Annotated in this window: 16 protein-coding genes; 11 read left to right on the forward strand and 5 right to left on the reverse strand. The window is 69.5% G+C overall.

Annotated elements, in window-relative coordinates; translation table 11 throughout:
* Nucleotides 1–31: 31 nt before the first annotated feature.
* Entirely contained in the window at nucleotides 32–1,462 is a 1,431-nt protein-coding gene (locus H074_RS34755) for a S8 family peptidase (protein WP_007034780.1), read from the reverse strand.
* A gap of 535 nt (nucleotides 1,463–1,997) precedes the next feature.
* On the opposite strand from H074_RS34755, the gene H074_RS34760 reads away from it, so the two are divergent.
* The 5 genes from H074_RS34760 to proB all read left to right on the forward strand — a co-directional run bounded on the left by H074_RS34760 (nucleotide 1,998) and on the right by proB (nucleotide 8,554).
* Nucleotides 1,998–5,099 (forward strand): translation initiation factor IF-2 N-terminal domain-containing protein, encoded by a 3,102-nt coding sequence (locus tag H074_RS34760; RefSeq protein ID WP_007034781.1) that lies wholly within the window; start codon nucleotides 1,998–2,000, stop codon nucleotides 5,097–5,099.
* A 165-nt stretch (nucleotides 5,100–5,264) separates the two neighbouring features.
* Nucleotides 5,265–5,579, forward strand: coding sequence for a 50S ribosomal protein L21 (rplU, locus tag H074_RS34765; RefSeq protein WP_005158538.1), 315 nt, complete (start codon nucleotides 5,265–5,267; stop codon nucleotides 5,577–5,579).
* Nucleotides 5,580–5,617: 38 nt separating this feature from the next.
* Complete coding sequence (gene rpmA, locus H074_RS34770; protein ID WP_007034782.1) at nucleotides 5,618–5,875, forward strand: 50S ribosomal protein L27; 258 nt, start codon at nucleotides 5,618–5,620, stop codon at nucleotides 5,873–5,875.
* 109 nt (nucleotides 5,876–5,984) lie between these two features.
* A complete protein-coding gene (obgE, locus tag H074_RS34775) occupies nucleotides 5,985–7,448 on the forward strand; it encodes a GTPase ObgE (protein ID WP_007034783.1) in 1,464 nt (487 codons plus the stop codon).
* Nucleotides 7,445–8,554, forward strand: coding sequence for a glutamate 5-kinase (proB, locus tag H074_RS34780; RefSeq protein WP_039924118.1), 1,110 nt, complete (start codon nucleotides 7,445–7,447; stop codon nucleotides 8,552–8,554). Before obgE ends, proB begins: the two co-directional genes overlap by 4 nt.
* 61 nt (nucleotides 8,555–8,615) lie before the next feature.
* Here proB and H074_RS34785 read toward each other — a convergent pair whose 3' ends face one another.
* A complete protein-coding gene (locus tag H074_RS34785; RefSeq protein WP_007034785.1) occupies nucleotides 8,616–9,251 on the reverse strand; it encodes a TetR/AcrR family transcriptional regulator in 636 nt (211 codons plus the stop codon).
* Between the two features lie 91 nt (nucleotides 9,252–9,342).
* Here H074_RS34785 and H074_RS34790 point away from each other — a divergent pair, with 91 nt between their 5' ends.
* Nucleotides 9,343–10,617 (forward strand): FAD-dependent oxidoreductase, encoded by a 1,275-nt coding sequence (locus H074_RS34790; RefSeq protein ID WP_007034786.1) that lies wholly within the window; start codon nucleotides 9,343–9,345, stop codon nucleotides 10,615–10,617.
* On the opposite strand, the gene H074_RS34795 is transcribed toward H074_RS34790, so the two are convergent.
* The 3 genes from H074_RS34795 to H074_RS34805 form a co-directional block, all read right to left on the reverse strand.
* A complete protein-coding gene (locus H074_RS34795) occupies nucleotides 10,612–10,791 on the reverse strand; it encodes a DALR anticodon-binding domain-containing protein (protein ID WP_007034787.1) in 180 nt (59 codons plus the stop codon). The two genes, H074_RS34790 and H074_RS34795, sit on opposite strands and share 6 nt — an antisense overlap.
* A gap of 71 nt (nucleotides 10,792–10,862) precedes the next feature.
* Nucleotides 10,863–12,149 (reverse strand): MFS transporter, encoded by a 1,287-nt coding sequence (locus tag H074_RS34800; RefSeq protein WP_039924121.1) that lies wholly within the window; start codon nucleotides 12,147–12,149, stop codon nucleotides 10,863–10,865.
* A gap of 150 nt (nucleotides 12,150–12,299) precedes the next feature.
* Nucleotides 12,300–14,405, reverse strand: coding sequence for a RecQ family ATP-dependent DNA helicase (locus H074_RS34805; RefSeq protein ID WP_007034789.1), 2,106 nt, complete (start codon nucleotides 14,403–14,405; stop codon nucleotides 12,300–12,302).
* A gap of 161 nt (nucleotides 14,406–14,566) precedes the next feature.
* On the opposite strand from H074_RS34805, the gene nadD reads away from it, so the two are divergent.
* Genes nadD through H074_RS34830 form a run of 5 tightly spaced genes read left to right on the forward strand, consistent with a single transcriptional unit; the run spans nucleotide 14,567 to nucleotide 17,825 of the window.
* The gene (gene nadD, locus H074_RS34810) at nucleotides 14,567–15,166 is read left to right on the forward strand and encodes a nicotinate-nucleotide adenylyltransferase (protein WP_083920547.1); all 600 of its coding nucleotides are present in this window, start codon (nucleotides 14,567–14,569) and stop codon (nucleotides 15,164–15,166) included.
* Nucleotides 15,167–15,221: 55 nt separating this feature from the next.
* Entirely contained in the window at nucleotides 15,222–15,626 is a 405-nt protein-coding gene (rsfS, locus tag H074_RS34815; RefSeq protein ID WP_005158575.1) for a ribosome silencing factor, read from the forward strand.
* Nucleotides 15,623–16,237: a histidine phosphatase family protein gene (locus tag H074_RS34820; protein WP_007034791.1), complete on the forward strand. Its 615-nt coding sequence runs from the start codon at nucleotides 15,623–15,625 to the stop codon at nucleotides 16,235–16,237. Before rsfS ends, H074_RS34820 begins: the two co-directional genes overlap by 4 nt.
* Before the next feature lie 3 nt (nucleotides 16,238–16,240).
* Nucleotides 16,241–16,969, forward strand: coding sequence for a diglucosylglycerate octanoyltransferase (octT, locus tag H074_RS34825; RefSeq protein WP_007034792.1), 729 nt, complete (start codon nucleotides 16,241–16,243; stop codon nucleotides 16,967–16,969).
* Nucleotides 16,970–16,979: 10 nt separating this feature from the next.
* Nucleotides 16,980–17,825, forward strand: coding sequence for a DegV family protein (locus tag H074_RS34830; RefSeq protein WP_007034793.1), 846 nt, complete (start codon nucleotides 16,980–16,982; stop codon nucleotides 17,823–17,825).
* Nucleotides 17,826–17,920: the final 95 nt, after the last annotated feature.

The following is a 17,920-nucleotide window of genomic DNA, read 5'->3' on the forward strand; positions in this document are numbered from 1 at the left end:
GCGCGAGTGGTCACCTGCTTGAGGGGAAGGGTCACCGCGCCGGGTTCGAGCCTGTCCGCCGGGGCGCCACCGCGGCCAGCGCGTCGACCATCCCGTGCCCGTAGAAGCCGTTGAACCCCGCGTACCCGGTGCAGTACGCGTCCTGAGAGCCGTCACCGGTCAGGTCGTAGTCGGCGGGACACGCGATCGGGGTGGCCTGGGCGTCCAGCGTCCGCCTCAGCTGGCGGGCGCTGTAGCCGGGGTGCTTCGAAGCGAGCAACGCCGCGACACCGGCGACGTGCGGCGCCGCCATCGACGTCCCGCACAGCGGCGCGTACCCGCCGGGAACGGTCGAAAGCACGCACCGCCCGGCCTCGCCGCCGGGAGCGGTCACGTCGATCACGCCCAGCCCGTACGAGCTGTAGCCGGCCTTGACCCGCTCCTCGCTCACCGACGACACCGCGACGACGTCACGCAGGCCGGCGGGCAGCGCCTGGCAGCCATCGGACTGGGGCCGGGTACCCGAGCGCGGTGACGGCACCAGCCCGGCGGCCTCGTTGGTCGCGGCCGCGATGTTGAGGGTGCCTGCCGAGGTCGCGTACTCGACGGCGCGGGCCATGACCTCGTTCACCACGCCCCGTTTGTCGTTGTGGGCGCACGAGAGCGACCACGGATCGACGAAGTAGCTGCTGTTCGTCACCGCCATGCCCTGTGAAGCGGCCCACATCAGCCCGCAGACGGCGGCTTCGGGGTCGGCGTACCCGCGGTCGTCGATCACCTTCACCGAGGCGATCCGCACGCCGGGCGCCACCCCGCTGACGCCTTTGCCGTCGTCGGCCGCGGCGATGATCCCCGCGACATGGGTGCCGTGCACCGACGTCGTCGCGGTCCAGTTCCGGTCCGGCGCGCCGGTCAGGCAGCCCGCGGACTTGCCGGGGTCGAGGGCGCTCGCCAATTCGGGGTGAGTGGAGTCGACGCCGGAGTCGAGGACGCCGACGACGACGTCCCGGCTGCCCGGCTCGATCACGCGGGCCTTGTCGGCGCCGATCGCGCGCATGTCCCACTGCTCGCCGGTACGGTCGGCGGACGGCACCTTCGCCGGATCCGTCGGTTCGAGTTCGGCGCGGGCGGGCGCGGACCTGGCGGGTGACGTGTCGTTGGCCCGCTGCATCGCCAGCCGTTCCGCCTGCGCGCTGAACGCGGCGGCCGGCCGGACCAGTTCGGCGAAGTCCCGGTCGGCCGAGGTCGCCACGGCCACCGCGATCTGCGGATAGTAGATCGTCGTGCTGCCGCAGCCGCCGGCGACGGCCGCCCTGGCCTCGGCCTCGGAAGTGTCCCTGTCGAAGGCGACGACGTAACGCAGCGCCCGTCCCTGGGGATGACACGAGGGCTCTGCCTCGGCCGTCGCGACGGCGGCGACCGAGCCGCAGAACACCACCAAGGCGCACACGGCCGCTCGCAGGGATCGCCCCAGCAGGGACACCGGACCTCCCACCGGAGAACAGAGGACATCGGGGGCACCGCTGTCTGGGCTGGGCTGGACTTCGGTACCCCCGAGCGGCACGCTAGCCACCCTCGGCCGGGTCGACAAGCTCTCACGCGAAGTTCGCTCGGCCGGTGGCCGCGGCGCGCCCGCGAGCCAGGTCTGTGGCACCGAGTACACCGGAGTGGGGCCGGGGTGTGGGATACTCGCGGTGGCCGCTGGCCGACGGGCACACGTGAGAGGTGGCGCTCGCGGTCTCGTGGCCCGGTGGTGTGCTGCACATCCTCCACACGCGTCGCCGCTGCATGCGGCTCGACGACGTGGCGGGCGGCCCGATGTCGCGAACGTGGCCAGCGCTCCGCCGAGCAGACCTTCAGCCGTATGCGGCGCCCGGACAACCCCGGCGCCGTCGCGGTGCAGGGCAAGGATTCCCGCTGCTGGTGACCACCACGGCGGAACGAACAGAAAGGGGCCCCTGCGCGGCCGCGTCGAGCCGGTGTGAGCCAGCCGACGCGCCCGGGGGCGGAGGAGATATATGTCGAACGCGGACACACCCGCCGTCACCGGCGGGAATACCGCCACACCCATCGCAGGCCAGCTGGCCGAGCTGCCTCCCCGGATCCGGGTGCACGCCTTGGCGAAGCTGCTGGGATCCAACAGCCGTGAACTGATGGCCAAGCTCGGTGAGCTCGGCGAGACCGTCCGCAGCGCGCAGTCCAGCGTCACCCGCGATGTGGCCATCAAGCTCGCCGAAGCCCTCGCCGGCGGAGACGAGCCCGAGACCGCCGAGGCGGCCCCTGTCGCCGAGGCGCCCGTCGCCGAGACGCCGGCGGCTCCCGAGGTCAAGGCCGAGGCGAAGCCCGAAGCCGAGCCGGAGCCCGCTCCCCAGGCGGAGGCCCCTTCGCGGCGTGTTCCGCCCGCGCTGGCCGCCCCGGTGACCCCGGAGCCGCCGCAGCCGACGACCAGGCCCGCGAAGGCCGCCGTGCACGTCCCGGTGTTCGCCGCGCCGTCGCCGGTGTTCCTGCCGCCGGAGCCCGTCGCGGCGAAGCCGGCCCGCAAGCCGGAGCCTGCCTTCACCCCGACCGAAGAGACCGTTTCCGACGAGGACGAGACGCAGACCGAGCAGGCCGAGGGCCACGGCACCGACGATGACGGTGACGACGCCAACGGCCGTCGCCGCCGTCGTCGCGGACGTCGTGGTCGCGGCCGGGGCAAGGGCGGCGACGAGAACTCGGCCGAGTCCGAGAACGAAGACGAGCAGTCCTCCGAGGCCCCGCGCGGCCGTCAGCAGCGTGCGAAGGACAAGGATGCCGAGGCCGAAGAGGCCGGAGCCGAGACCACCGAAGAGGCGTCCGCCGAGTCCGATTCGGACAATGACGGTGATTCGGACACTGGCAGCAAGCGCCGCCGTCGTCGCCGCCGTCGCAAGGGCGGGGACGACGACAACGCCGAGGCCACCAGCGACGACCCGCCCAACACGGTCGTCCACGTGCGCCAGGGCAAGGCCGCCGAGACCGAGCGTCCCGCCAGGGACGAGGTCCGCAGCGTGCGCGGCTCGACCCGGCTCGAGGCCAAGCGCCAGCGCCGCCGGGACGGCCGCGAGGCGGGTCGTCGTCGTGCGCCGATCCTGTCCGAGGCCGAGTTCCTCGCCCGCCGCGAGTCGGTCGAGCGCACCATGGTCGTCGCCGAGAAGGGCGAGTCCACGCAGATCGGCGTGCTCGAGGACGGCGTCCTGTGCGAGCACTTCGTGACCTCGTCGGGCACCGGCTCGATCGTCGGCAACGTGTACCTCGGCCGCGTGCAGAACGTGCTGCCGTCGATGGAGGCCGCCTTCATCGACATCGGCCGCGGCCGCAACGCCGTGCTCTACGCCGGTGAGGTCGACTGGGACGCCGCCGGTCTCGAGGGCAAGGCCCGCAAGATCGAGCAGGCGCTCTCCACCGGCGACTCCGTGCTGGTCCAGGTCACCAAGGACCCGGTCGGGCACAAGGGTGCCCGGCTGACCACGCAGATCTCGCTGCCGGGCCGTTTCCTGGTCTACGTGCCCGCGGGCGGTGCCACCGGCATTTCCCGGAAGCTCCCGGAGAACGAGCGCCGCCGCCTGAAGGACATCCTCAAGCGCATCGTCCCCGAGGACGCCGGTGTGATCATCCGCACCGCGTCCGAGGGCATCAGCGAGGAGGAGCTGGACCGTGACGTCCGCCGCCTCAAGGCGCAGTGGGACGTCATCAAGGAGAAGGCCGAAGCCGGCAACGGCGGCAAGAAGAACAGCGCCCCGGTCATGCTCTACGAAGAGCCGGACCTGCTGGTCAAGGTCGTGCGCGACCTGTTCACCGAGGACTTCGCCAAGCTGGAGATCCAGGGCGACAAGGCCTGGGACACCATCTACAACTACGTGCAGCACGTGGCACCGGACCTGGCCGACAGGGTCAAGCGGTACACGGGCACCGGTTCGGCCTTCGCCGACCATCGGATCGACGAGCAGATCACCAAGGCGCTGGACCGCAAGGTCTGGCTGCCCTCGGGTGGTTACCTGGTCATCGACCGCACCGAAGCGATGACGGTCATCGACGTCAACACCGGCAAGTTCACCGGATCGGGTGGCAACCTCGAGGAGACGGTGACCAGGAACAACCTGGAGTCGGCGGAGGAGATCGTCCGCCAGCTCCGGCTCCGGGACATCGGCGGCATCATCGTCATCGACTTCATCGACATGGTGCTCGAATCCAACCGTGAGCTGGTGCTGCGGCGCCTGACCGAATGCCTCGGCCGCGACCGCACCCGCCACCAGGTCGCCGAGGTCACCTCGCTCGGCCTGGTGCAGATGACCCGAAAGAAGATCGGCACCGGGCTGCTCGAGGCGTTCTCGACGCCGTGTGAGCACTGCAAGGGCCGCGGCGTGGTCGTCTCGACCGAGCCGCAGCGCACCGGTGGCGGTGGCAACGGTCACAACCACGGCGGCGGCGGTGGCGGCAAGGAGCAGGGCTCCCGCCGGTCCCGCGGCCGGGGCAAGGGCGAGGACCAGGGGCAGAACGAGCCCGCCGCGGCGAAGGCCGAGGCTCCGCAGGCGTCCGGTCAGCGCGAGTCGGTGGTTTCGGCGGTCCAGGCCGTGGCCAACGCCACCAAGGCGGCCAAGGGTGAGCACTCGCACGAGGTCGCCGAGGAGGTCGCGCTCAACGGCCACGCCCCCCAGGCGGCGGAGCAGCCCGTTGAGCCGGCGAGGGAGACTGAGAAGGCTGCAGGGTCTTCGGAGCCCGTTGCCGAAGCGACCGTCGAGCAGGCGGCCGAGGCGGCGGCGGAGCCGGTTCCGGAGCCGGTCGCCGAGGCGCCCGCGACCGAACTCGCCGGTGAACCGGTGACGACTTCGGCCGATGAGGCTCCGGCCGTGCGGGAAGAAGAGATCGCCGTCGTCGCGGAGTCGGGCCCGGAGCCCGAAGCACCCGAGATTCCGGTGACTCCTGAGGCTGTTGTGACGGAAGAGGTTTCCGAGCCCGACGTCCCGGCGGCTCAGGAGGAAACCGAACCCGAGGTGGACGTCCCGGCCCCGGCCGTGCGCTCCACCACGCGCCGTCGTCCGCGACGGGCGGCCTCGCGGCCGGCCGGTCCGCCGGTCAAGGCGTCGGAAAAGAGCCAGTGAACACCTAGGGGCACCCCGGTGTGATCGCACCGGGGAGCCCCACGTAACCTGTAGAACGGCCCGCCACCTAGAGCGGGCACCTTGCGCAGCACCTGGACCACCGAGAATTCTCTGTGGGCCGGTCACGCAAGCCCCCACCCGTTGTCGAGTAAGCAGGAGACTTCCGTGTCGGCGTACGCGATCGTCAAGACTGGCGGCAAGCAGTACAAGGTGGCCGTCGGCGACGTCGTCGAGGTCGAGAAGCTCGAAGGCGAGCCGGGTACCGAGCACACCTTCCCCGCAGTCCTTTTTGTGGACGGTGGCGACGTCACCACGGACGCCGACGCGCTGGCGAAGGTCTCGGTCACCGGCAAGGTCGTCGAGCAGACCAAGGGTCCGAAGATCCGGATCCACAAGTTCAAGAACAAGACCGGCTACCACAAGCGCCAGGGTCACCGGCAGAAGCTGACCCGCGTCGAGGTCACCGGCATCTCCAAGTAGGACTTTCTCCGGATCTTCGTCAGAAAGAGGATTGAGCCATGGCTCACAAGAAGGGTGCGTCCAGCTCCCGCAACGGTCGCGATTCGAACGCGCAGCGACTGGGCGTCAAGCGCTACGGCGGTCAGGAAGTCAACGCGGGCGAGATCCTGATCCGCCAGCGTGGCACCAAGTTCCACCCCGGCGTGAACGTCGGCCGTGGCGGCGACGACACGCTGTTCGCGCTGGCCGCCGGTGCGGTCCAGTTCGGCGAAAAGCGTGGCCGCAAGACGGTCAACATCGTGCCGACCGAAGCCTGAGTTCCGGCTTCGAGTTAGAACCTCTGACGAGGGGTGGGGCCGGAATATCCGGGCCCACCCCTCGTTTGTTTTGTGTATCCCCTTTTTCGCGAGTGAATAGAGGCAAGTCATGGCGTCCCGGTTCGTGGACCGCGCGGTGATCCATCTGGCCGCCGGTGACGGTGGGAACGGCTGCGCCTCGGTGCACCGCGAGAAGTTCAAGCCCCTCGGCGGCCCGGACGGCGGTAACGGCGGCAACGGTGGCGACGTCCTCCTGATCGTCGACCCGAACGTCCACACCTTGCTCGACTTCCACTTCCGCCCGCACGCCCGCGCCGGCAACGGCAAGCTGGGCCAGGGCGGTAACCGCGCCGGTGCGGCGGGGGAGACGCTGGAGATGCGCGTCCCGTCCGGCACCGTCGTGATGACCGAAGACGGCGAGATCCTGGCCGACCTGGTCGGCCCCGGCACCACCTTCGTCGCCGCGCAGGGCGGCCGCGGCGGCCTCGGGAACGCGGCGCTGGCCTCGAAGGCCCGCCGGGCACCCGGGTTCGCGCTGCTGGGCGAGCCGGGGGAGACCCGCGACCTCGTCCTGGAACTGCGTTCGGTCGCCGACGTCGGCCTGCTCGGCTTCCCGTCCGCGGGCAAGTCGTCGCTGATCTCGGTGCTGTCCGCGGCCAAGCCGAAGATCGCCGACTACCCGTTCACCACGCTGGTGCCGAACCTGGGCGTGATCACCGCCGGGTCGACGGTGTTCACCATGGCCGACGTGCCGGGACTGATCCCGGGCGCGAGTGAGGGCAAGGGCCTCGGCCTCGACTTCCTGCGCCACATCGAGCGCTGCGCGGTGCTGGTGCACGTCGTGGACTGCGCCACCTTCGAGCCTGGGCGCGACCCGCTGTCCGACATCGACGCCCTCGAAGAAGAACTCGCCCGCTACACCCCGAGCCTCGGCGGCGACCTCGCCGACCGGCCACGCGTGGTGGTGCTCAACAAGATCGACATCCCGGACGCCGCCGAACTCGCCGAGTTCGTGCGCCCGGAACTGGAAGCCCGCGGGCTCAGTGTGTTCGAGATCTCCACGGCGTCGCGGCAGGGTCTCAAGGAACTGACCTACGCGCTCGCGGCTGTCGTGGAGAAGTACCGCTCCGAACAGCCCGCTCCTGAGCCGGCGAAGGTCGTGCTCAGGCCGATGGCGGTCGACGACGCCGGTTTCACCGTCGAGCTCGACCCGGAGGAGGAGGGCGCGTTCATCATCCGCGGCTCCCGTCCGGAACGGTGGATCCGGCAGACCAACTTCGGCAACGACGAAGCGGTGGGTTACCTCGCCGACCGGCTCAACCGGCTGGGCGTCGAGGAAGTACTGGCACGCAAGGGCGCCGTACCCGGCAGCCCCGTCACCATCGGCGACGTCCAGTTCGAGTGGGAGCCGTCGACCCCGGCCGGGGTCGCGGTGCACCTGTCGGGCCGGGGCACGGACGTGCGGCTGGAGAACACCAGCCGCATCGGTGCCGCCGAACGTAAAGAAGCCCGCCGGATCCGTCGTGACGGTCCGGACGGCGTCGAAGACGAAGACGAGATGGACGACGAGTGAGTTCAACCCGGGTGGCGATCGCCGACGCGAAGCGTGTGGTCGTCAAGGTCGGTTCCTCCGCACTGACCACCGCCGGCGACGGTCTCGACGTGGCCAGGCTGGACGCACTGGTGGACGCGATCGCCGACCGGGTCGCCCGCGGCACACAGATCGTGCTGGTGTCCTCGGGCGCGATCGGCGCGGGACTCGCGCCGCTCTCGCTCGGCAAACGACCGCGTGATCTCGCCACCCAGCAGGCCGCGGCCAGTGTGGGGCAGCTGGCGCTGGCCCATGCCTACGCCGAGTCGTTCGGCCGGTTTTCCCTGACCGTGGGCCAGGTTCTGCTGACGTCGGACGACGTCGTGCGCCGGGCGCACTACCGCAACGCGCAGAACACGTTCACCCGTCTGCTGGCCCTCGGCGCGGTTCCCGTGGTCAACGAGAACGACACCGTGGCCACCGAAGAGATCCGCTTCGGCGACAACGACCGGCTGGCCGCGCTGGTGGCTCACCTGATCGGCGCCGACGCGCTCGTCCTGTTGTCCGATGTGGACGGTCTGTACGACGGGGATCCCCGTGATGGCGCGACCCGCAAGATCGCCGAGGTCGCCGGAGAGTCCGATGTGGACGGAATCACCGTCGGCATGTCGAGTTCCGGGCTCGGCACCGGTGGCATGGTCTCGAAGCTCGCCGCGGCCCGCACCGCCGCCGGCGCGGGGATCCCGGTCCTGCTCGCCGCCGCTTCAGAGGCCGCACGCGCTCTCACTACCGCCGAGGTCGGCACCGCGTTCGCCGCCGCGGACTCCCGGCTGTCGGCCCGCCGGTTCTGGCTGGGCTACGCCGCGGGTGCGTCCGGGAAACTGCACCTCGACGACGGCGCGGTCGCGGCCGTCGTCCGCCGCCGGCGCTCACTGCTGGCCGCCGGGATCACCGGCGTCGACGGTGACTTCCAGGCGGGCGACGTCGTCGACCTGGTCGACCTTCGGCAGCGAACCGTGGCGCGCGGGGTCGTGGCCTTCGACGCGGGCGAACTACCCGACCTCATCGGCCGCTCCAGCCACGACCTCCCCGCGGAACAGCGGCGCGAGGTCGTCCACGCGGACGACCTGGTCCCTCTTCGCCGCTAGGGCATCAGACCCGGGGGCCGGAGGTGGCCCGGAAGGTTCAAGCGACAGCGGGGGACCTTTGCTATCGCTTGCCTGGATCGGCGAGGTGACCGACGAGGCGTGCCAGTTGCTCGCCGTAGGCCTCGGCGAACTCGGCCGAGCCGGGGTCCTGGCCCGAGACGGCTCGTACGACGCGAGGTAGCGCCAGCGCGGCACTGGACGCGGCCATGAAGATCACCAGCAGGAACGCCGGGTCGAGGTCGGCGGGGAAGTCGCCCGCGGCCTGACGGGCTCGCACGTACTCCACCTGCCGCTGGAGGAATTCGCGCTGACCCTCGACGCCGATCGCGTCGGGGGCGCCGTCGGTCAGGTTCTCCCAGAGGAACAGCTTGGCGAGATCGTGATCCCGGACCCCCGACTGGACGAAGAACCGGACGACCTCCGCGAATGGCTTGTCGTGGTCGGAAGCCGCGACGTAGTCGTCGTACATCGTCGCGGTCAACGCGTTGTACAGCCCTTCCTTGCCGCCGAAGTAGTACGAGATCAGCTGCTTGTTCACCCCCGCTTTCGCGGCGATCTCGCTGACGCGTGCCGCGGCGTAACCCTTCGCGCCGAACTCGGCCTTCGCCGCCTGCAAGAGCTGTGTCTTCGTGCGCTCGGGATCGCGCTGGCGTTCGACGGGGGCGCGGCGAGGGCTGCGAGGGGCGGCTTCGGACATGGAGTTCAGCTTAGCCGCTGACTTTTTCAAACGTATGGTTGACTTAATTACCCTTCTGGTTGATAGTTGTCGGCGGAGAGAGGAGAAAGCCATGACCACGAGGATCGCGATCATCGGCGGCGGAACAGGCGGGCTCTGCTTGGCGCAAGGGCTGCGCAAGGCGGGGATCGACGTTTCCGTCCACGAGCGCAGCCGCACCCGGACCGAACGACTGCAGGGCTATCGTGTGCACATCAATCCGCACGGCTCGGCCGCGCTGCACGAATGCCTGCCGCCCGAGCTCTGGCAACGCTTCCTGGCCACCACCGGCACCACGAGCGGTCCGTTCACCTTCGTGACCGAGCGGCTGCAGGACCTGATGGTGATCGACAGTGAGCTCACGTCGAGCCCCGATCCCGCGTCGAGCCACCACTCGGTCAGCCGGATCAGCCTGCACCAGGTGCTGTCCGATGGGCTCGAGGGAGTTCTGCGCCACGGCAAGGAGTTCGTCGGCTACCGCCGCGAGGGCGAGGTGGTCGTCTGTGAGTTCGCCGACGGCAGCACCGTCGAGGCCGACTTGGTCATCGGCGCCGACGGGGCCAATTCCCGGGTGCGCAAACAATTCCTGCCCGAAGCCGACCGGGTCGACACCGGGATCGTCGCGATCGCGGGCAAACACCCGCTGACCGAAGAGACCCGCAAGCGTTTGCCCGCCCGGCTCACCGACGGCCCGAGCATGGTGATGCCGCGTACCGGCGCGGGACTGTTCAGCGCCCCGCACGAGCTGAGCGGCTCCTCGTCCGTCAACGACGAGACCGCCGAATACGACCCTGTCTTGTTCGACAACACCTCGAGCTACATCATGTGGGCGTTCGCGGCGGACAACCGGCGCTACCCGGCCGGGGTGTCCTCATTGGACAGCGAGGGCCTGCGGGCCCTGGTGATGGACCTGATCGACGGCTGGGACCCCGCGTTCAAGGAGTTGGTCGCCGGCTCGCCCGAAGGGTCGGTGTCCCGGCTGCCGATCTTCACCTCGAAGCCCGTCGGACCGTGGCCGACAAGCAACATCACCCTGCTCGGCGACGCGATCCACAGCATGACCCCGTTCCGTGGCATCGGCGCGAACACCGCACTCCGAGACGCGCAATTGTTGTGCCGCAATCTCGTCGAAGCACAGAAGACCGGTGCGGTCCGCTCCGCGGTCGCCGACTACGAGCAGCGGATGCGGCACTACGGCTTCGCGGCGGTGCGCGACTCGGAACGCAGTGCCCGCCAATTCGTGTCGGAGAACCGGGCGGGCCGCACGATGGCACGCGGGATGTTCCGCTTCTTCCAGGCAGTCCCTCCGTTGAAGCGCAAGGTCTTCAGCGACCACGGCGACTCATAGCCGGGCAGGGGTGGAGATGCCCAGCAGGCACAAACCCAGCGTCAGCGTCTTCGAGGTGAGTTCGGCCAGCAGCAGACGTGAGTCGCGGACGCCGGGACCCTCCGCGTCCAGCACCGCAAGCCCGGACTCCACCACGCGTCGCGCCAATTCCTCGCTTACATCGCCGAACAACACGGTGTCCCTCCTTCGCGCTCGTCGTAGGAGCGCGAGGGTAGCCACCTACCCACGTCGTCGGCGACGGAGTTTCAGCGCAGATCGCTGCCCTTGGTCTCCGGCAGAGTTCTGATGACGAAGAACGCGATCACCGCTCCGGCGGCCACGTACCAGAAGAACAGCGTCGACAACCCGGCGTCGGACAGCGCGGTGAGCACCAGGGGAGCGGTACCGCCGAACAACGCGACGGTCAGGTTGTACCAGGCGCCGATGCCCAGACCGCGCAGTTCGGTGGGGAAGAGCTCGCTCATGATCGCCGGCGCGATCGACGTCATCGCCGTGTACAGGCAGAGCCCGACGCAGAACACGACCAGCAGCCCCGGCAGACCCGGCCTGACCAAAGTGGACAGTGGGACGATGAGGATCGCGGTCGCCGCCGCCCAGACGAGCAGCTGTGGCTTGCGGCCGAAGCGATCCGAGAGGGCGCCCATCGGGTATTGAAGGGCGACGAACAACGCCGTCGCGATCGACAACGCGAGGAACACGTCGACGTCGTCGGCCTTGCGGGTCTTGACCGCGAACGAGGTCAGTGCGCTGAAGAACGTGTAGTAGCAAAGGGTCGACAGCATCGAGAAACCCACGAGCTGCACGACGGCCCGCGGGTGCTCGCGAAGGGTGGTGCGCAGTGGTCGCTCGACCCGGCGCGCCGTCGACTTCTTCTCCTCGAAGATCTCGGTCTCGGCGAGGCTGCGCCGGAGCCACAGGCCGATGATGCCGAGAACGCCGCCGAGCAGGAACGGGATCCGCCAGCCGTACGCCGTCAGATCCGCTTTGGACATCGTCCGCGCGAGCACGAACCCGAGAATCGAGGCGAGCAGGACGGCGGAACCGGTCGAGATGTAGAAGAAGGCGGAGTACCGCCCACGGCGGGCGGGCGGCGCGATCTCACCCAGGTACGCCGAAGCGTTGGAGACCTCGCCGCCGAGCGACAGTCCTTGCGCCACCCTGGCCAGCAGCAACAGGATCGGGGCCAGCCAGCCGACCTGGTCGAACGTCGGCAAGAGGCCGATGGCCACCGAACCGCCCGCCATCAGCACGATGGTCAGGATCATCGCGGGCTTCCGGCCCTTGACGTCGGCGAAGCGGCCGAGCAACATCCCGCCGAGTGGCCGGAAGAAGAACGCCAGTGCGTAGGTGGCGAAGGTGTTGATCAGCGCCAGTGCTTCGTTGCCCTTCGGGAAGAACTCGCTGGCGAAGTAGATGCTGAAGGTCGCGTAGATGGTCCAGTCGAACCATTCCAGCGCGTTCCCGACACTGGCGGCGAACAACTTCTTCACCGGGAGCCGATGCCCTAGCCGTTCCGTCGTTGAGTCCGCCATCGGCACCTCCGTACTAGCGCTTGGACGGAACCTTGCCAGAAAGTCCTCGTGCGGGAAAGAACCTGTCAAATGTCGGGATCGGTTCGTGGTGACCGGAAGTGTTCGACCACCCACACCCCGCGAACGAGTGGTCGGCTCACGGGCTTCTGCTCACGAGGTGCTGGCGAGGGCGAACGGCAGTACGGCGCGGGCTCCGGCCTGGCGAAGCAGGCGTGCGGACAGCGTCATCGTCCACCCGGTGTCGATCAGGTCGTCGACCAGCAGGATCGGGCCCTCGGCCGCGGCGATCTTGGCGGCGAGCTCGTCGGGAAGGCTGAGGCGCTTCCACAGGTCGGCCAGCCGTTGCGCGCTGTTCGCCTGACGCGGGGGCGGCCCCGCCGAGGCGACGGCGCCCAGATAGTCCAGCCGTCCGATCGAGGCCAGCTTCGTCGCCAGGCTGTGGACCAGCCGAGGCCGGGTGGCGGACGGCACCTCCACGACCGCGACCGGTCGCTCCGTCCACTGCCAGCCCTTGAGTACCTCGATACAGGCTTGGAAGACCGGATCGGGGAGTTCGGTGTCCGCCGCGGACGGGCCGACGAGTTCGCGCAGTCGCGTGCCCCAGCCAACGTCGGTCACCCGGCCGACGACCTGGCCGGTTTCAGCCTGCTCGCCCGCCGGCAGCCGCCCGGAGAGCGGGACCTCCAGCCCGGCCATCCCGGTCGGCCACATCTTCCGCGGCGCAACCTCGACCCCCGGACGGCGCAGCCGTTGCCGGGTGGCGTCGACGACGTCGTCGGAAATCGTGGTGTCCCAATGCCTTCCAGTGCAGTTGTCACATCGTCCGCAGGGTGTCGCCTCGGGATCGTCCAGCTGCTTTCGCAGGTACTCCATCCGGCAGCCGGTGGTTTCGAGGTAGGCCAGCATGGCGTTCTGTTCGTTGGTCCGCGCCGCGCTCACCCGCGCATAGCGTTCCCTGTCGTATTGCCATGCTTCGCCAGTGCCTTCCCAACCGCCCTTCACCCGGCGGACGGCGCCGTCGACGTCCAGCACCTTGAGGACCATCTCCAGGCGGGAACGGGACAGCTCGACGAACGGTTCGAGCGCGGGTGTCGACAGTGGACGGTCCGCGTACGCCAGCGCGTTGAGCACCTGGGTCACCCGCAGTTCGTCCGGGAACGCCAGCGAACCGAAGTACGCCCAGATGTCCTTGTCCTCGTGGCCCGGCAACAGGATCACTTCGGCGCGATCGACGCCACGACCGGCACGGCCGACCTGCTGGTAGTACGCGATGGGGGAGGACGGGGCGCCGAGATGGACGACGAAGCCCAGATCCGGCTTGTCGAACCCCATGCCCAGCGCCGACGTGGCCACCAACGCCTTGACGTTGTTGTTCAGCAGATCGTCTTCGGCGGCCTGCCGGTCCGCCGGGTCGGTCTTCCCGGTGTAGGCGGCGACCGGATAGCCGCGCTCGGTCAGCAATCCCGCGACATCGTGCGCGGCGGCGACAGTGAGTGTGTAGATGATCCCGGAGCCCGGCAGTTCCGCCAGGTGTTCGGCCAGCCAGGCGAGCCGGGCCTGCGAAGTCGGCAGCTTGGCCACCGACAGATGCAGGCTTTCGCGATCCAGGCTGCCGCGCAGGACGAGGGTGTCGCCCCCGTTGCCGATGCCGAGCTGTTCGGCGACGTCGGTCGCCACGCGGTCGTTCGCGGTCGCGGTGGTGGCGAGCACCGGGACGCCGTCGGGCAGATCCTTCAACAGTGTCCGTAGCCGTCGGTAGTCCGGCCGGAAGTCGTGCCCCCAGTCCGAGATGCAGTGCGCCTCGTCGACCACGAGCAGGCCGGCGCTCGCCGTCAGCTTCGGCAGGACGGTGTCGCGGAAGTCCGGGTTGTTGAGCCGTTCCGGGCTGACCAGGAGGACGTCGACCTCGCCCGCCGCGATCGCGGCCTGGACCTGATCCCACTCCTGCGGGTTCGCGGAGTTCATCGTCGCCGCGTGGATGCCCGCCCTCGCCGCCGCGGAGATCTGGTTGCGCATCAGCGCGAGCAGCGGCGAGATGATCACGGTCGGGCCGTCGCCGCGCTCCCGCAGCAACGCGGTGGCCAGGAAGTACACCGCGGACTTCCCCCAGCCGGTGCGCTGCACGACGAGCGCGCGACGGCGGTGCGCGACCAGTGCCTCGATGGCCGTCCACTGGTCGTCACGCAGGCGGGCACCCTCGCCCGCCAACGACTGGAGGAGGGTCTCGGCGCGATCCCGGAGAGTCGATGTGTCCACGTCCCCACCTCTACCCCATGCCGCCGACGAAGTCGCGATCGGCATGTCGTGAACGGACCGTTCATCCATGGAACGGACTGTAATGTGATCCAGATCACCACCCGTCGGTGGGGCGGTCGACCCGAGCGTGCAGCCTCATGCGCTGTATAGGCTCACGACCCATGTCACCACGCAGGATCGGGGTCATGGGCGGCACGTTCGACCCCATTCACCACGGGCACCTCGTCGCGGCCAGTGAGGTCCAGTCGCGGTTCGCGCTCGACGAGGTCATCTTCGTGCCCACCGGTCAGCCGTGGCAGAAGTCCGACAGGGTGGTCACCCGTGCCGAGGACCGCTATCTGATGACGGTGATCGCGACGGCGTCCAACCCCGTGTTCTCGGTCAGCCGCGTCGACATCGACCGCGTCGGGCAGACCTACACCGTCGACACCCTGCGCGATCTGCGCACGGAGTACCCGGACGACCAGCTGTTCTTCATCACCGGCGCGGACGCGCTCGAACAGATCCTCACCTGGCGCAACGCCGACGAGCTCTTCGATCTGGCGCATTTCATCGGTGTCACCAGGCCCGGCTACCGCCTCAATTCGCAGCATCTGCCGAGCGGGAAGGTGAGCCTTGTCGAGGTGACCGCGATGGCGATCTCGTCCACCGCCTGCCGCGAGCGCGTCGAAGGCGGGGAGCCCGTCTGGTACCTCGTGCCCGACGGTGTGGTGCGCTACATCGCCAAAAAGGACCTCTATCGCAAAGACCAGGGTTCCTGACCGGGTACCCTCGTCGGGCGAACCCGCGAGTAAAGCGATCTGTTTGAGGAGAACTGTGACAGCCACGTCCGAGGCACGAGAGCTGGCCGTAGCGGCCGCCCATGCGGCGGCGGACAAGAAGGCGAGCGACGTGGTCGTGCTGGACGTGTCCGACCAGCTGGTCATCACCGACGCCTTCGTCATCGCGTCCGCGCCCAACGAGCGCCAGGTCGGCGCCATCGTCGACAACGTCGAGGAGCAGCTGCGGCTCGGCGGGCACAAGCCGGTCCGCCGTGAAGGCGCCCGCGAGGGCCGTTGGGTCCTGCTGGACTACGTCGACGTCGTCATCCACGTCCAGCACCAGGAGGAGCGCTCCTTCTACGGTCTCGAGCGGCTCTGGAAGGACTGCCCGCGGATCGAGGTCGAAGGTTTGGAGACACCCGCCGAGGAGGACCCCGCCGACGCGCAAGGCGCCTCGTGAGCCCGCGGCGGCTGGTGCTCTGGCGCCATGGCGAGACCGACTACAACGCGGCGGGCCGGATGCAGGGGCATCTGGACTCCGCGTTGACGCCGGTCGGCTGGAACCAAGCCAGGTTCGCCGTGCCCGCGCTCGCTCGGTTCTCACCGGATCTGGTGATCGCCTCGGATCTGCGCCGCGCGACCGACACGGCCACCGTGCTCACGGAGGCGATCGGTGTCCCGCTGCGAATCGACAAGCGCCTCCGGGAAACCCATCTGGGTGAATGGCAGGGCTTCACCGGCCAGCAGGTCGACGAGGCCTATCCCGGCGAACGCGCACGATGGCGCGTCGACGCGACTTGGGCGCCGCCCGGCGGCGAGTCACGGGTCGACGTCGCCGAACGCGCGATGGAGGTCGTCGCGGATCTGGACCAGCCCAATTCCGACGCCGGCGACGCCGTGCTGCTGGCCACACACGGCGGCCTGATCATCGCGCTGACCGCGAAACTGCTCGGCCTGCCGGTCACGTCCTGGCCGACGCTGGGCGGGATCGCGAACTGTCACTGGGTCGAGCTGACCAGGCGCGACGGCAACTGGCGCCTCGCCGCCTACAACGCGGGAATCACCGGCTGATCCATGGCCCCGCGCCTGCTGGTGTTCGGCGATTCCCTCAGCTTCCACGGCCCGGACGGGCCGCTCGCCGCCGACGACGCGCGCCTGTGGCCCAATATCGCCGCCGAAGCGCTCGGCGGTGGTGGAGTGGACCTCGTCGCAGGGTTCGGCTGGACCGCCCGTGACGCCTGGTGGTCGTTGATCGGCGACCCGCGTGTCTGGGCGGATCTCCATCACGTCGACGCCGTCGTGCTGGCCGTCGGAAGCATGGACACCCTGCCGTCGCCGCTGCCCACCTACCTGCGCACCGGCCTCCGCTACGTACGACCCGACCCGCTGCGACGCTTGGTGCGCAAGACGTACCTGGCCGCTCAGCCACGACTCGCGATCGCCCTTCGAGGACGTCCGGTGGTCTTGCCGTCGAAGCTCACCGTCCAGTATCTCGACACCGCTGTCGGAGCCCTGCGCGTGCTGCGACCGGAACTGCCGATCTTCGGCATCCTGCCGTCCGTTCACCGGTCCGACGCCTACGGCCGCGTGCACACCGCCCGCGCCGGTGCCGCCGCCGCCATCGCCGCCTGGGGGCGGCGCGCGGACGTCCCGTTGCTGGATCTCGAAGCCGTCGTCGGCGACCACGTGCTGAGTGGGCGGGGCAATCCGGACGGGATGCACTGGGGATGGGAAGGACATGCCGCCGTCGGCGCGGAAATGGCCGGCCTGATGGCCCCGGTGCTCCGCCCCGCGGCAACGTAGGCTGACTGCCGTGTCGGTCGCCGTAGTCACGGATTCCACCGCCCACCTGCCTGAAGGCTTCGCCGAACGGAACGGGATCCGGGTGGTCCCGTTGCACGTCCTCGTGGACGGCGTCGTATTCCTCGACGGCGTCGAAATGGGCCCCGCGGCCCTGGCCGAGGCGCTCGGCAAACGCAGCCTGGTGACGACGTCCCGGCCGACGCCCGCGGAATTCGTCAAGGAGTTCCGGGCGGCGCTGGCCGAGGGCGCGGACGCCGTCGTGTCGGTTCATCTGTCCCGGGAGTTGTCCGGGACCTGGGAGGCGGCGGTGCTCGCGGCCCAGGAGGTCGGACCGGACAAGGTGCGCGTCGTCGATTCGCGCAGCACCGCGATGGGACTCGGGTTCGCCGCCCTGCGAGCGGCGAGTGCCGCCGCGGACGGGGCGGAACCCGCCGAGGTGGAGGCCGCCGCGGTCGACGCGGTGAGCCGCTCGGAGACCCTGTTCGCGGTCGAGACCCTCGAATACCTGCGCCGCGGAGGGCGGATCGGCCCGGCGGCCGCCCTGTTCGGCACGGCACTCGCGGTGAAACCGGTGCTCCACATGTCCGAAGGCCGGATCCAGCCGCTGGAGAAGGTGCGGACGATGAATCGCGCGGTGGCGCGGCTGGTCGAACTAGCCGTGAAGGCGGCCGAAGGCGGGCTCGCCGACATCGCAGTCCACCACCTTGCTTCGCCGGAGCGCGCTGTCGAACTGGCCAACCGGCTTGAGGAATCCATCAACTGCCCGGAAGGGTGCGTGGTCTCGGAGATCGGAGCCGTCATCGGGGCCCACACCGGCCCCGGTGTCCTCGGTGTCGTGATCCAGCGAGCAGGTTAGGGAAAACGCGCCAGCGTCCCATACGGCTCCGACGAAAACCGGTGAACCGGTCTCGGCCGCGGCCGGGTTGTCCACAACACCCCACTTGTCCACAG

The sequence above is a fragment of the Amycolatopsis decaplanina DSM 44594 genome, from assembly GCF_000342005.1.
In the GTDB taxonomy this organism is placed as follows: Bacteria; Actinomycetota; Actinomycetes; order Mycobacteriales; family Pseudonocardiaceae; genus Amycolatopsis; species Amycolatopsis decaplanina.

Coding starts and splice junctions, on each gene's coding strand:
- obgE (WP_007034783.1), top strand. CDS start 5,985: ATGGCGTCCCGGTTCGTGGACCGCGCGGTGATCCATCTGGCCGCCGGT.
- H074_RS34800 (WP_039924121.1), bottom strand. CDS start 12,149: ATGGCGGACTCAACGACGGAACGGCTAGGGCATCGGCTCCCGGTGAAG.
- rpmA (WP_007034782.1), top strand. CDS start 5,618: ATGGCTCACAAGAAGGGTGCGTCCAGCTCCCGCAACGGTCGCGATTCG.
- H074_RS34760 (WP_007034781.1), top strand. CDS start 1,998: ATGTCGAACGCGGACACACCCGCCGTCACCGGCGGGAATACCGCCACA.
- octT (WP_007034792.1), top strand. CDS start 16,241: ATGGCCCCGCGCCTGCTGGTGTTCGGCGATTCCCTCAGCTTCCACGGC.
- nadD (WP_083920547.1), top strand. CDS start 14,567: ATGTCACCACGCAGGATCGGGGTCATGGGCGGCACGTTCGACCCCATT.
- H074_RS34790 (WP_007034786.1), top strand. CDS start 9,343: ATGACCACGAGGATCGCGATCATCGGCGGCGGAACAGGCGGGCTCTGC.
- H074_RS34785 (WP_007034785.1), bottom strand. CDS start 9,251: ATGTCCGAAGCCGCCCCTCGCAGCCCTCGCCGCGCCCCCGTCGAACGC.